The sequence below is a fragment of the Gemmatimonas sp. genome (genome assembly GCF_031426495.1).
Classification (GTDB): Bacteria; Gemmatimonadota; Gemmatimonadetes; order Gemmatimonadales; family Gemmatimonadaceae; genus Gemmatimonas.
On sequence record NZ_JANPLK010000082.1, the window covers coordinates 84,675 to 99,458 of the forward strand.

The 14,784-nt window shown below is 64.9% G+C and carries 10 protein-coding genes; 8 read left to right on the forward strand and 2 right to left on the reverse strand.

Annotation, left to right across the window (positions count from 1 at the left end; translation table 11 throughout):
• The first annotated feature begins 89 nt into the window (after positions 1-89).
• From thrA to RMP10_RS21305, 7 genes are all read left to right on the forward strand, one after another.
• Complete coding sequence (thrA, locus tag RMP10_RS21275; protein WP_310572091.1) at positions 90-2,624, forward strand: bifunctional aspartate kinase/homoserine dehydrogenase I; 2,535 nt, start codon at positions 90-92, stop codon at positions 2,622-2,624.
• Complete coding sequence (gene thrC / locus RMP10_RS21280) at positions 2,621-4,003, forward strand: threonine synthase (protein WP_310572092.1); 1,383 nt, start codon at positions 2,621-2,623, stop codon at positions 4,001-4,003. Before thrA ends, thrC begins: the two co-directional genes overlap by 4 nt.
• Positions 4,000-4,755: an SDR family NAD(P)-dependent oxidoreductase gene (locus tag RMP10_RS21285; protein ID WP_310572093.1), complete on the forward strand. Its 756-nt coding sequence runs from the start codon at positions 4,000-4,002 to the stop codon at positions 4,753-4,755. Before thrC ends, RMP10_RS21285 begins: the two co-directional genes overlap by 4 nt.
• A gap of 35 nt (positions 4,756-4,790) precedes the next feature.
• Entirely contained in the window at positions 4,791-6,395 is a 1,605-nt protein-coding gene (locus RMP10_RS21290) for a M1 family metallopeptidase (protein WP_310572094.1), read from the forward strand.
• Positions 6,392-7,207, forward strand: coding sequence for a helix-turn-helix domain-containing protein (locus RMP10_RS21295; RefSeq protein ID WP_310572095.1), 816 nt, complete (start codon positions 6,392-6,394; stop codon positions 7,205-7,207). Before RMP10_RS21290 ends, RMP10_RS21295 begins: the two co-directional genes overlap by 4 nt.
• 85 nt (positions 7,208-7,292) lie before the next feature.
• Positions 7,293-7,868, forward strand: a complete 576-nt coding sequence (locus RMP10_RS21300; RefSeq protein ID WP_310572096.1) for a hypothetical protein — start codon at positions 7,293-7,295, stop codon at positions 7,866-7,868.
• Between the two features lie 98 nt (positions 7,869-7,966).
• Positions 7,967-11,296 carry a S41 family peptidase gene (locus RMP10_RS21305; protein WP_310572097.1) on the forward strand — a complete coding sequence of 1,110 codons (3,330 nt, stop codon included), beginning with the start codon at positions 7,967-7,969 and terminating at the stop codon, positions 11,294-11,296.
• A 10-nt stretch (positions 11,297-11,306) separates the two neighbouring features.
• Here the strand turns inward: RMP10_RS21305 and RMP10_RS21310 are convergent, their stop codons facing one another.
• Positions 11,307-12,242, reverse strand: a complete 936-nt coding sequence (locus RMP10_RS21310; RefSeq protein ID WP_310572098.1) for a phenylalanine 4-monooxygenase — start codon at positions 12,240-12,242, stop codon at positions 11,307-11,309.
• A gap of 127 nt (positions 12,243-12,369) precedes the next feature.
• Positions 12,370-13,011, reverse strand: coding sequence for a DsbA family oxidoreductase (locus RMP10_RS21315; protein WP_310572099.1), 642 nt, complete (start codon positions 13,009-13,011; stop codon positions 12,370-12,372).
• Positions 13,012-13,156: 145 nt separating this feature from the next.
• On the opposite strand from RMP10_RS21315, the gene RMP10_RS21320 reads away from it, so the two are divergent.
• Positions 13,157-14,770 carry an alkaline phosphatase D family protein gene (locus RMP10_RS21320; protein WP_310572100.1) on the forward strand — a complete coding sequence of 538 codons (1,614 nt, stop codon included), beginning with the start codon at positions 13,157-13,159 and terminating at the stop codon, positions 14,768-14,770.
• The last annotated feature ends 14 nt before the right edge of the window (positions 14,771-14,784 follow it).

A 14,784-nucleotide genomic window follows, 5' to 3' on the forward strand; every position in this document is an offset into this window, starting at 1 on the left:
CGGCCCGAAGTAGTGTGCGGATGTGCCCCTCGATGACCTCTCGAGAGTAGGACCGGGGCGTCCGATTGGTCTCATATTCCAGCTGCAACATGCCGCCACTGCGCACCCGTTCCGCTTCGCGGTCCACCGCGATCGACGTTTTCAAGTTTGGCGGGGCCTCCTTGGCCGATGCGGCGGCCGTACGCCACGCGATCGACTTGATCGTCGAACCGCGTCCGAGTCGCGTGGTGACCGTGGTATCGGCGCTGGCCGGGGTCACCGACGCGCTGCTGGCGATCGCCGAGGCGGCGCGCGTCGGGGATGTCGATGCGGTCGATGAGCAGGTCACGACGTTGCACCAACGACACGCGGCCGTGGCTACCGGCATCATCGGCAACGCCAGAGTACGGGCTTGCCTCCTCCGCGAACTCGACGCGGCATTCGAGGAGGTACGCACCCTCGGGTACGGTGTGGCTAGCCTGCGCGAGCTGACGCCGCGCACCACGGACTTCCTCTTGGTGCGCGGTGAGCAGCTCTCGGCACGACTCCTCGTGGCTGGCCTGTTGGCGCGCGGCGCGAAGGCGGAGTACGTGGAAGCCGCCACGCTCATTCGCACTGACGGCGTGTTCGGTGGAGCGTTTCCCGATCTGGTGGCCACCGATCGCGAGGTTCGGGCGCAACTGCGCCCGTTGCTGAAGCGGCGGGTGCTCCCGGTGGTGCCCGGCTTTGTCGGGGGCACGACTGACGGCGCTCTGGTCACGCTGGGGCGCGGTGGCAGCGATCTCACGGCCACGGTGCTGGGACGTTCGCTGCGCGCCGAGCGGATCACCCTCTGGAAGGACGTGCCGGGGCTGATGACGACCGACCCGCGCCTGGTGCCCACGGCGCGCATCGTGCCGCAGCTCAACGTGCGCGAAGCGGCCGAACTGGCGTACTACGGCGCCAAGGTGCTGCATCCGCGCGCGCTCATTCCCCTGGCGCGGGTGCGCGTGCCCGTGTTCGTGCGACCGTTTGCTGACCCCACGGCTCCGGGCACCGAGATCTCGGTGCGGCACACGCTCACGCGGTATCCCGTGAAGGCGCTCTCGATCGTGCGCAGTCAGTCACTGGTCACGGTGACGGGCAATGGCATGCTTGGTGTTCCCGGTATCGCCGCCCGCACCTTTGCGGCCTTGCAACAGGCGGGCATTTCCGTGACGCTGATTTCGCAGGCCTCGTCGGAGCACTCCATCTGTTTGTGCGTGCCGGCCGAACGTGGTGCCGAGGCGCGCGTGGCCTTGGAGAAGGCATTTGCGCTCGAACTCTCGCGGCGTGAACTCGAAGGCATGGACGTACAGCGCGGTATGGCGACGTTGGCCGTGGTGGGACTCGGCATGGCCGGTTCGCCGGGCATCGCGTCGCGCATGTTTACATCGCTGTCCAACGCGCGCGTGAACATCGTGGCGATCGCGCAGGGTTCGAGCGAGCTGAATATTTCGGTGGTGATCGCGGAGCCCGATGCCGAAGCCGCCGCGCAGGCGGTGCATGATGAGTTTCAGCTCGACAAGATCGGTGGCGGCGGATTGCGCGAAGAAGACCGTCTCGACGTGGTGCTGATGGGCGTGGGGCTGATCGGGCGTGAGCTGCTGCGGATGCTGCCGCGGGTGCGGCGGCGCGTGAAGCCGACCATCGTCGGCCTCATCGATCGCAGCGGGTTCGTGTTCGAACCGAATGGTCTCACGGCCCGACAGTTGGCGAGCTACGCGAAGGCCAAGGAGTCTGGCGGGGCGTTGGCCACGATGAACGGCGGGCAGAAGGCTACCGCGGCCGAGGCGGTGGCGTACATCGGCTCGCACGCGCTGGCGCGTCCGGTGCTGGTGGACGTCACGGCGCACGAAACGCTGCCGGCGATTCGCGCCGCGATTGTGGCCAACATGGATATCGTGATGGCCAACAAGCGGCCACTATCGGCGCCGCGTGCCGAGGTGGCGTCGCTGCGGGCGCTGGCCGCGAAGCACGGCGCACGCCTGTTGCACGAAACCACGGTGGGTGCCGGATTGCCTGTGATGGACAGCTATGCCAAGCTCGTGGAAACAGGCGACAAGGTGCTGCGCATCGAGGGATGTACGTCGGGGACGTTGGGGTTCCTGCTCACCGAAATCGGCAAGGGCCGCGCGTTCAGCGAGTCGCTGCGCGATGCGATGTCGCGCGGCTTCACCGAACCCGATCCTCGCGATGACTTGTCGGGCATGGACGTTGCCCGCAAGGCGCTCATTCTGGCGCGCATGATGGGCTTCGGCGGTGACCTGAAGGATGTGACCGTCGAGTCTTTGGTCCCGGCCGCGTATCGAAAGATGCCGTTGCCGAAGTTTCTGGAGTCGCTGGCGGCGCAGGACGCGGCATGGACCGCCCGTTTTGCGACGGCCACCAAACAGGGGCGCGTGTGGCGTTACGTGTTGAACGCGTCGCCGCGGAAAGTGGTAGTCGGGTTACGTGCGGTGCCGCTCACACATCCACTGGCGGGGTTGCGCGGTACCGACAATCAGATCGTGTTCACCACCATGCGATATCGTGAGCATCCTCTGGTGATCACCGGCCCGGGCGCTGGTCCGGCCGTCACCGCCGCCGGTGTCCTCAACGATATCCTTCAGCTTACGCCATCATGACCACGCCGATGTCTCATCCTCTACCGGCGAACGCGGTGTTCCTGCCCGCCGGTGTCACGGGACTGCCGGCGGGCGCCGAACGCAGCGTGCAGCGATGCGCGGCATGCGGGCATCTGCTGTCGCCACTCAATGCGGCGCCGGATTGTCCGACCTGTGGAGGCTTGCTCGAGATCATCCATCGCGCGCCGGTGGATGAATTCGAGGCGCCGCTCTCGGCCAACGCCATCAAACACCGATTCTCGCAGCACTGCTGTGCGATGCCGATGGGTCACGCATCGGGGGTGTGGCGCTTCGAGTCGATCGTGATGCCCGGCGCCGGCGAGGCGATCGTGAGTCATCCCGAGGGAAATACGCCGCTGCTGTCGCGGCCGGCGATCTCGAAGTACACGGGCTGCGACGGCTTGCTGATCAAGCATGAAGGACACAATCCCACCGGTTCGTTCAAGGATCGCGGCATGACCGTGGGCACCACGCAGGCGGTGCGCATCGGTGCCAGCGCCGTGGCCTGTGCCAGCACTGGCAACACCTCGGCGGCCTTGGCGTCGTACGCTGCGCAGGCTGGCATTCCCGGACTGGTGTTCGTGCCGGCAGGCAAGATCGCGCTGGGCAAGCTGGCGCAAACACTGTCGTACGGCGCGCGTACGCTGCTGGTGAAGGGCGACTTCGACGAATGCTTGCGGCTTGTGCAGCAGGCATCTCGAGAACTCGGGATCTATCTGCTGAATTCCATCAATCCGTGGCGCGTGGAAGGACAGAAGACCATCGTGTTCGAGATGCTGCAGCAACTGGGTTGGAACGCGCCCGACTTCATCGTGTTGCCGGCCGGCAACTTGGGGAACACGGCAGCGTTCGGCAAAGCGTTGCGTGAAGCGAAGGCGTTGGGGCTGATCGACAAGATGCCGCGCATCGTGAGCGTGCAAGCGGCGGGAGCGGCGCCGTTCGCGCGCGCTTATCGCGAAGACTTCGCCACGCGGTATACGGTACACGCGGAAACGATCGCGACCGCTATTCGCATCGGCGATCCGGCCTCCTGGGATCGCGCGGTGCGGGCGATTCGCGAAACCGATGGCCTGGTGATTTCGGCGACCGACGACGAGATCATCGATGCCAAGGTCACGATCGACGGGGCTGGTGTCGGATGCGAGCCGGCCAGCGCGGCCAGCGTGGCGGGCGTGCGGCAACTGGTGCGCAGCGGTATCATCCGAGGCGGAGACACCGTGGTGGCGGTGCTCACTGGACATGTACTCAAGGATCCCGGCATGCTCGTCGAATTGCATCAGCGCCAGGATTACCCACGCGCCAACCGCCCCATTGAAATCGATGCCACGGTGAGCGCGGTGGAAGCGGTCTTGCGGAGCACGCGCGAGCGTGCCTCATGACCCCCGTCGGGATGCATGCGTTGGCGTCGCCGCGACGCACACTGGTTGCCGGCGCCGCGCGGCCGCTCGGTGTGGAGTTGGTACGTCAGTGTCTCATTCGCGGTGACAAGGTGTACGCCGCTGCGCGCAATCCGGCGCGGGTGCCGGTGTTGGCGGATCTGCGCGCCGAGTACGGTGGGTTGGAACTGATTGCACTCGATCCTGCCGACCCGTCGTTGGTGGCCGACGCGGTGCCGGTACTCGAGAGTCTGACCGATACGCTCGATCAGCTCATCATCGCGCCGGCCGAACCCGGGCCGCATGAGAAGCTCGCCGACAGTGAGCGCGACGAAGTGCTCGCGACGCTGTCCGGCACGGGCCTCACGGAGCACTACCGGCGTCACGCGGTGGCGCCGCTGCTCTTGGTGCGCACGCTGCTGCCGTTTCTGGCCAATCGCGACGGGGCGCGTGTGCTGGTGGTGAGCAGCTGGCTCGGCTCATTGGCCGGCAAGACACAGGGCGGTGACTACGCGACCTGCGCGAGCGGCGCCGCGTTGCACATGCACATGCGCGCGCTGGCGCATGACCTGAGTGACGAGCGCATCGTGCTCATGCTGGGAAATCCGGGCCATTTCGCCACCACGCCCGACGGCCCCACGTTTCGCGTGCCGATCGATGAAGCGGCGATCGGTCTGCTGAGTCAGATGGAACGGTTGCCGCGTGAGCGGACCGGAAGCTTTCTGGATTGGACAGGGGCGGAGCGGGCGTGGTGAGGACGCGGTGGAGCGCTTCGCTGTTGGTGTGCCTGGTGATCGGTTCTCGAGCCGAGGCGCAAGCATCGCCGAGTCATACGGGAGCGCGCCGGGCCGGACTCGATGTGGTGCACTACGAGTTCCGCGTCGACTTTCCGGCGCGCGCGTGGCCTGACACGATCCGGTTTGTGGCGACGACCACCGCGGCGCGCCGCGATGCGATGTCGCTCTCGCTCGATCTGGCCGCCGCGATGCACGTGGATTCCGCGCGTGTCAACGGGGCGCCGGTGGCCTTCACGCGCCCCGGCGACAGCGTCCGGGTGGCGTTGCCGAATGGCAGCAACGACACGGTGCGCGTGGCGGTGTTCTACCATGGCTTGCCGTCCGATGGCCTCATCGTTCGTCGCGATACGTTACTCGGCTGGACGGCCTTCGGTGACAACTTTCCCGACCGCGCCCGGCAGTGGCTGGCGACGGTCGATCATCCCTCGGACAAGGCGCTGGTGGACTGGATCGTGCGCGCGCCGCGAACGCATCGCGTGATCGCCAATGGCGAGCTAGTGGAAGAGACGCCGGAGAATGGTCCCGCCGACGCGCGCCTCGTGCGCACGCATTGGCGGACCGCGCGGCCGATCTACACCGGGCTGATGGTGATCGGCGTGTCGCCATTTGCCGTGCTCGAATTGGGTGAGACCGCGTGCCATCTCGCCGAGCGGGCGGGGTGCGTGCGCCAATCCGTGTGGACAAGCCCCGACCGTCGTGCCGCCATGCCAGGGAGTTTCGCGCGCGCCGGGGAGATCGTCACGCTCTTCTCGACGCTGGTGGGTCCGTTCCCGTACGAGAAGCTGGCGCATGTGGCATCGTCCACGCGCTTCGGCGGCATGGAGAATGCCAGTGCCATCTTTTACGACCAGCGGTTGTTCAGGCCGGGAGCGCTCGCCGAGTCACTGATCGCGCACGAGACCGCACATCAGTGGTTTGGGGATGCGGTCACGACGCGTGAATGGCCACACGTGTGGCTCTCGGAGGGCTTCGCCACCTACTTCGCCGCCCTGTGGACCGAGCACGCGCATGGCGACAGCGCGTTCCTGACCGAGATGCGCGAGATTCGCGCGAAGATGTTGAAGTCGCCGATAACGGTGGAGAAGGCCGTGATTGATACCACGCTCGACGATCTGTCGCGCGTGCTGAACACCAACGTGTACGAGAAGGCCGGCTTCACGCTGCACATGCTGCGCCGTGAGATCGGTGACTCCGCGTTCTTTCGCGGGATCCGCGCGTACTATGCGGCGCATCGTCACGGGAATGCGCTCACGGCTGACGTGCAGCAGGCATTCGAACGCGCGTCGTCACGCCGGCTCGATTGGTTCTTCGATCAGTGGATGCGGCGTCCCGGATACGCCGACGTGGACGCTTCGTGGTCGTGGAACGAGCAGACGCGTCGACTCCACGTGACGGTGCTCCAAGGGACACGCTTTGCCCCGTACCGGCTGTCGCTCGCGGTCGATATCACCACGGCGAACGGCACGGTGAAGCGTGTGCGCGTCAGGGTGCCGGCGTTGCGTACGTCAACGATGACGGTTCCCATAGCGCTTTCGGTGAAGCCGAGCGCCGTACGCTTTGACGGGGACGTGTCGCTGCTCGGAGTACTGCGCCAATGACGAAGCCGCTCCGCTACGTCGAGATGCCCGCGGCGCCGGCGCTCTCCAGGATTGTCGCGACGTATTGGGGCTTCAGTATCCGGGAGCTGCCACATCCTGGATTCACGCATCACGTCTGGCCGGATGGGTGCGCCACGTTAGCGATCTGCACCGTGCCCGACGGCGCGTCGGTGGCGGCGCTCGTTGGGGCGTCGGTCACCGCGTCGAGCGTCGCGGTGCATCCAGGAGAGCAATACTGGGGCGTTCGATTTCGGCCCGAAGCCGGTGGTGCGTGCTGCGGGCGCAGCGCGCAGTCCCTGCGTGATCGACGGTTTGATGCACGAGATGTGTTCGGCCCCGTACTGACGCCGCTGATTCAGGCGCTGGCCGATTTTCGCGACGCCGACGACTCGAGCGCGGTCGCTACGACGTTCGATCGCTTCCTGCTCGACACGGTTGGGGTAGACCGGCCGCTGGACGCGCTCGTTCAACGCGCCGTAGACGCGATCGTCGCCGAGGACGGCACAGGGCTGATCACCGACATGGCCGTGCGGCTTGGCGTCACCGTGCGCCAGCTCCAACGTCGCTTTCGTGCCGCGACCGGTTTGACACCCAAAGAGTACGCCAGCATTCGGCGAGGGCGCGCCGCCTTGAAACGGCTAGTCGTCCCCGAGAACGGAGGCCTTCAGCCAGGGCTGGCGCAGGTGGCATTCGACTCCGGATACGCCGACCAAGCACATCTTGCCCGTGAGGTCGGTCGACTCACGACCCTGACGCCAACCATGCTGGCCGAACGACTGGACGACATCGCGCACGATCATCTCGTGGACTGACGCTGTCGCATTTGTTCAAGACCCGTCGACGTGCTGGACGTACTGTGAAATGGAACCGTTCGATCATTCCCTTCGGAGCGCGTCGATGACCCTACCTATGTCCCTGGCACGACCGGTCGTGCGCTCAGCCGTTGCCGGCCTGATGTTGCTCGCCGTGTTCCCTCAGGCGTTGCGTGCGCAGGCGCCGTCGACGGCTGGTGCCGATACGGCTCGAGCGAGGCTTGCCCCGCTCACGTGGCTGGTCGGCGAGTGGAGCGGCCCCGCAACCGTCACCTCGGGTGGGCGGACGTTCACGCTCACCCAACGGGAAACGGTTGAAGCCGCCGCGAATGGCACCGTGCTGATGATTCGGGGCCGCGGGAGTATGAAGGACGCCTCGGCGGTGGAACGCGAAGTGTTCCAAGCGGCCGGCTTGTTGACGTATGACGTGGGCACGCAGCGTTTCACCTGGGTGTCCAGCGGCGGGAGCGGCTACCTCGGCATCACAGAGGCCTCGGTCAACGGCACGTCCTTTGTGTGGAAGCTGGCGGACCGCGGGAACGTCCGGTCGAGATTCACCATCACGCAGACGCCTGAAGACGCGTGGTATGAGGTGGGGGAGGAGTCTACAGACGGCGTGGTCTGGACGCGTACGATCGAGATGCGGCTGACGAAGCGCTGAGGGCGCAGCGCGTTGCGAGCTGCGGTCACTCTGGCGCACCTGGAAATCCGGCCGCACGTTAGGGTGGATTCCGAGTTCGCCCCTCAACTCCGCCCCTCATGCGTCTCGCCTGCCGACTGCTGCTTGGGTCCGCGTCTGCCGCGGCCCTCCTCGCCCCGACGCTCCTGTGGGCCCAAGCCCCCGAGCCGGTCAAGTTCGCGCGCTACGCCCACGTCGCGAACGACGGCGCCATCGCATTCACGTATCAGGACGACATCTGGTTGGCCGACGCCGACGGGGCCAATCCGCGCCGACTGACGGCACACGTGGCGCGCGATATCATGCCCCGTTTCTCGCCCGACGGACGCTGGATCGCGTTTACGAGCAATCGGTTGGGCAACAACGATGTGTACGTGATGCCCGCGTCCGGAGGAGAGCCGAGGCAGCTGACGTGGCATTCCGGCGACGACCAGGCGCTGTACTGGACACCCGACGGACGCGAGATCGTGTTCACGAGCGCCCGAGGTGAACATCCGTTCGGGTCCCCGCTGTACCGCGTGACGCTCGATGGGTCGGTACCGCGCGCGATGTCGATGGATTTTGGTCGTTCCGGCATGATCAAGCAGGATGCCACCAAGATTGCGTTCAATCGCACCCTGCCCAGCTATTGGCGCAAAGGCTATCGCGGGAACAGCAACGCGGATATCGCGGTGCAGGATCTCAAGAGCGGCGAGATCACCGAGCTGACCGACACCGACGTGAAGGGGTACCAGTCGGCGGTGCACGACGTGCACCCGATGTGGGGCGCCGACGGCATGATCTACTTCGCGTCGGAACGCGACGGGACCTTCAATATCTGGCGCGTACCTCCCACGGGAGGCGCGCCGCAGCAGGTCACGAAGCACAAGGAAGACGGCGTGCAGTTTCCGTCGATCTCGCCGGACGGTCGTCATCTGATCTACGAGAATGACTTCGAGCTGTGGACGCTCGACGTACCCAGCGGTGTACCGAAGAAGCTGGCGCTTCGGATGGCCTTCGATCCGAAGGAAAATGACATCGACATGATGTCGACCACCAACCGTGCCGACGGCTTCGCGCCGTCACCGTCGGGCGACTATCTCGCGGTGGATTTTCACGGCGAGATCATGATCGTGCCCACCGAGTCTGGGGTGGGTGAGCGCACGCAGGTGACCAGTTCTCCGTGGCGTGAGCGGTCGCAGGTCTACAGCCCGGATGGACGACGCCTCGCCTATATCTCCGACGAATCGGGCGACGAGGAAATCTGGATCTATGATCTCGCCACGGCGCAGCGGCGCAAGGTGACCGCGCAAGAGTCGATCAAGGCCGATCTGAGCTGGGCGCCGAATTCGCAAAAGCTCGCGTACACCGGAGCCAATCGCTTGTGGGAAGTGGATGCCGCCGGTGGTGCGCCGCGCGAGTTGGCCTTCAACCAAGCCGGCGGATTCACCATCGGGTCCTGGGCCAGCGATGGTAACGCGCTCAGCTATGTGAAACGCGACGATGATCAGAATGCCGATGTATTCGTGTTCGATATCCGCACGAAGAAGGAAGTGAACGTGACGCGCAATCCGTTCGCCGACGGGAACGGTATGCTCACGTCGGATGGTCGGCATGTGGTGTTCACGTCGTCGCGCGACGGCGGCGTGTCACAATTGTTCGTCGTGTCGTTGGCGCGCCTGACCGAAGATCCCAATGATCCGCTCGTGCGCGAACGTCAGCGTCGGGCGGCGGGTGCCGGCGCTGCTGTCGGTGCCGGCGCGCGCGCTGATCGCGGTGACTCCGCCGCAACGTCGTCAGCGGCGACCGCCGCTGCTCCGGCTGCGGCGCCGATGCGAATCGACGAAGCGGGCATCGAGCGACGCGCCATGCAGCTCACGCGCGGCACGCTTCCCGTCGGCGCCTTCTTCCTGTCACGTGACGGCCGGACGATCACGTTCACCGTGGGTGGTGGTGGCGCACCGGGAGGCGGAGGGCAGAACGCCGCTGCGGCAGACGCCGACAACCCGAACGTCGGGCTGTTCAGCATCGCGATCGACGGGCTCAATCGCCGACGCATTGCCGGCGGTAGCTATCCCGGGATGACCCCGACCACCGATCGCCGCGCGATCTACTTCCGTCGAGCAGCGCGCTCGGGTGACGGCGACGCCGCGGCGGGCGCGGCCTCCGGCACAGAGATCGCCAAGTTGGTCATCGCGACGCCGCAACGCGCCGAGCCGGTCGCGTTCAGCTTCGGTGTGCGGGTCGATCGTCGCGCGGAATGGAATCAGCTGTTCGAAGAGTCATGGCGCGTGATGAAGTACCGCTTCTACGACGAGAAGATGCACGGGAAGGATTGGGACGCCATCAAGTCGCGCTACAAGCCACTTCTTCGCTACGTCGGCACGAACGAGGATGTGTACGATCTAGCCAACGAGATGATCGGTGAGCTGAACGCGTCGCACACGGGCGTGAATGGACCGCCGACTCGCGCGATGCCGCGTGTCTACTCCACGCGCTTTCTCGGGGTCGAGCTCGAGCCGACGGATGGAGGCCGATATCGGATCGGACACATCTACCGTGACGGGCCGGCCGACAAGGAGTGGCTCGGCTTGTCGAAGGGAGACTATGTCCTGTCGATCGACGGGCAGGATGTGAAGTCGGGCGACAACTACTGGAAGATTCTCAGCGCGACGGTGAATGAGTACATCCCCGTCAAGGTCGCCAAGTCATCCAGCGGTGAAGGCGCTCGCACCGTTCGCATTGAAAGCGTGACGTCGTTGTCGAACATCAAGTACGAAGAGTGGGTCGCCAACAATCGCGACGTCGTGGAGAAGGATACCAAGGGCGACATCGCGTACGTGCACATTCGTTCCATGGATCAGCCGTCGCTCGTGCGTTTCCGTAACGAGATCGATCGCTTCTCTAACAAGAAGGGCATCATCGTCGACATCCGCTACAATGGCGGCGGCAATATCGATCAGGAGATCATCGATATTCTCGAACGGCAACCGTATCAGTTCTGGAACCAGCGCACCGGTTCGCGCAGCTGGGGACGCCGGCCGCGTCAGGCGATAGCCGGTCCTAAGGTCATGATGATCAACGCGCGGTCCGGCTCCGACAGCGAAGTCACACCGATGGCGTTCCGACAGCTGGGGCTGGGCCGCATCGTCGGCAACCCGACCGCCGCGGCGGTGATCGCTACCGGCAGCTACAACCTGATCAACGGTGGCACGATCAGAACACCCGGATCCCTGGTGATCACCTACGATCCTACGAAGCCGAACAACTACGGCGTGAACCTCGAGAACCTGGGCGTACCGCCCGACGTCTGGGTAAAGAACTCGCCGATGGACGAAGTGAAGAAGTACGATCGTGAGCTCAAGACGGCGATCGACGAAGCGATGCGCATGCTCAGGGAGAGTGCGCCGAAAAAGATCACGGGAAACTGAGTACGCGCCTCTACCGCGCCAAGCTCGCCTCGAGGAAGCTCTGGGCGTCCGCCTCACTCATCTGCCGGTAGCCCGGCGTGACGTTGTCCAGCTTGCCTGCCTTCATCCAGGCTTCAAGCTGACCGACTAACGCATACAGGTGGTCGAAGTCGGTCACAATGAACAGCAACGGCTGATAGTGGTCGATCTCGAAGTGCTGATTGATCACCCACTCCAACTGGAGTGGGTGACGCTGCGTGGTGTCACTGTCCACGCAGTGCACGATCTCGCCGTACGATGACAGCAACCCCGAGCCGTACACTTTGATGTCGGTTGGCGACGTGCCGCGCATGAGGCCGAACTCCACCGTGAACCAGAAAAAGCGCTGCAGGGCATTCTGAATGCTGGTGAGTCGCCGCAACTTCTCCGTGCGATCGGGTACCGTGCTCACCAACTCGGCGGCGAGATGGGCGCAGGCCCCGAAGCGCACCAATGTCTCAGCGAACGCCGGGTCGGTGTGCATGGGCACGTGACCGGCAATGTCGTGGAAGATGTCGGGCTCAGGCAGGTAGTCGAGCGACGCGCCATCACGAATCGTGATCGTGGTGGGAAACTCGCGCCGGCTGAGGCAGTCGAAAAAGTCGAACGCCGGCACGAATCCGCTTACCGCCTTCGCGCGAAAACCGGTGCGCGGCGCCATGAACTTGTTGACGTCTTCCAGCCGCGGCACCTGCGTCGCGTCGAAGCAGAGCGTATCAAGCCCGTCAAGGAAACGTGGATTGGCGTAGCGCGCCCAACGGTCCTGCATGCGAGCGTACAGCCGGCGCCAGGCGTCGTGATTGTCCGCGGAATACAGCTCGTAGGGCTGCGTGATGTACATCTCGCCGTTGGCTACGGCATTCTCGATGTACGGCGCCTTGGTGGTCGTGAGCCCCTGTCCGGCAACGAGCTGCTGCAGCGAATCCATTCCTTGAACCCCACGTGATAGTTCTCAAATGCGCGGATCGCGACCCAGCGAAGCTCGGTATCGCCCTCCAACGTAATCGGCCCCACGTCGCAAATGACTTCGGTAAAGTACGGAGGAGGCCGCGACGTCAGGGCGTTCCGTCCTTCCACGCTTGTTCGAGCGCACCACGCAGTACGTCAGGGCTCTGGGCGCCCGAGATGCCATAGCGTCGGTCGAGCACGAAAAACGGCACCCCGGTCACGCCGATCTCTCGTGCGTCCGCCTCGTCCTCGCGCACGGCGGTGGCATACTCGTCGCCGCTCAACACCGCGCGAGCCGCGACGGCGTCGAGGCCAACCTCGCCAGCGAGCACCACCAGCGTTTCGATATCGCCCAGCGCGGCACCCTCACCCAGATACGCGGCGAAGAGACGCTCGCCGAGCGCTTCACGCTTGCCGAATGCATCGGCAAAGTGTAACAGTCGGTGGGCATCGAACGTGTTGCCGACCTTCACGTCATCGAGCCGGAACGCGAGGCCTTCGCCGGCGGCAGCCTCGGTCATGCGCGCGTTCATTGCCTGCGCATCCGCGACCGACATGCCGTACTTGCGCGCGAGCAACTCCGGTTGCGGCATATCATGTTGCCGCGGGGCCCGTGGATCGAGTTCGAAGCTGCGCCACGTCACGGTGACCGCTTGGCGGTGCGCGAAGGCTGCCAACGCGGCTTCAAACCTTCGCTTTCCCACGTAGCACCAGGGACAGGCAATATCCGACCAGATTTCGACGAGCATCCGTTACTCCAGGGTGACGATACGGTGCTTCTGTAGCGCGTGACAATTTAGTTGCGGGGGCCGCGCGCCTCCTAGGTGCCGTATCGATTGCAGAGGGCGATCTTTCCGGGACTCCAGACCACCCGTACTCATCATCGCCTGCGACATGTCTGAAACGCCTCTGTCCCGCCGCCGGTTTGTCCAGGGTACGTTGGCGGCGGGCGCTGCCATACTGGTGCCCGACACCGTACTCTGGACGCCGGCTGATGGCGCACCGTCAATCGTGCCGAGCGCGCGAGAGCGCCCAGTCATGGTGAATGGTGTGCAGACCGGCGACCCGCTGGCCGATCGCGCGCTATTGTGGTCCCGCACCGATCGTGCGGCGCGACTGCACGTGGAGTGGGACACAAGTGAACGCTTCACGAATGTGCGACGCCTGCGTAGTCCTGTGGCGATGGCTGAGTCGGCGTATACCACACACCTCGATCTCACCGGCCTACCCGCTGGTCAGGATATCTGGTACCGCGTGCGGTACGAGAGTGAACGAGCGCCCCGCGTGTTCAGTGAGCCCCTCGTGGGGCATCTGCGGACGGCGCCACACGCGTCCGCGCGTGGCGGGCGCTCGGTGCGCGTGGCGTGGTCGGGAGACATGGTGGGGCAGGGATGGGGCATCGATGAGTCGCGCGGCGGCATTCGCATGTACGACGCGTTGCGACGAGCCGAGCCCGATGTCTTCGTGCATTCCGGAGACAACATCTACGCCGATCAACCGTTGCTCCCCGAAGTGCCGCTCGACGACGGCACCGTGTGGCGCAACCTCGTGGTCGATGGCAAGCGCAAGGTGGCCGAGACGCTCGATGAGTATCGCGGCGCATTCGCCTACAATCTGCTCGATGCGAACGCACGACAGTTCGGCGCGAGTGTGCCGATGATCGCGCAATGGGACGACCACGAGGTTGTCGACAACTGGTTTCACGATCTCGTGCTCGAGAATGATCCACGCTACACCGAAAAGCGGGTTCGCGTGCTGGCCGAGCGCGCGAAACAGGCGTTCTTCGAGTTTCTGCCGATCCGACGCAATCCCAAAGACGCGGGCCGCGTGTACCGGCAGTTCCGGTATGGTCAGCTGCTGGAGCTGTTCGTGGTGGATCTGCGCAGCTACCGCGGCGCCAACAGCGGTAATAGGCAACGCAGCGCGTCTGGCGAGACCGCGATCTTCGGTGCTGAACAACTGGCGTGGCTGTCGCGCGCCATGCGTGAGAGCCGCGCGGTCTGGAAGGTGGTGGCGTGCGACATGCCGATTGGGCTGGTGGTGCCCGATCGGGTGCGAAATGGCGAACGCCACTTCGAAGCGATCGCCAACAACGATGATGGCACTCCTGCCGGGCGAGAACTGGAAGTGGCCCAGCTGCTGCAGCAGTTGCAGCACGCCAAGGTGCGGAACGTGGCGTGGATTACGGCCGATGTGCACTACGCGGCCGCGCATCACTACGCGCCGGAGCGCGCCCAGTTCACCCAGTTTGATGCGTTCTGGGAGTTCGTGGCTGGCCCCATGCATGCCGGAACGTTCGGACCGAATGCTCTCGACGCAACGTTCGGTCCGGACGTGCGCTTCGCCAGTACGGCACCGAAGCCCAATCGTCCACCAAGCGACAACCTGCAGTTCTATGGCACGCTCGATGTCGATGCCGCAACGCACGCGCTGACGGCTGGCCTCTGGGACGTGACCGGCAAGCGATTGTGGCAGGTGGAGCTACCGGCGGCCGAACGCTCGCGATAGTGAGGTCGAATGTG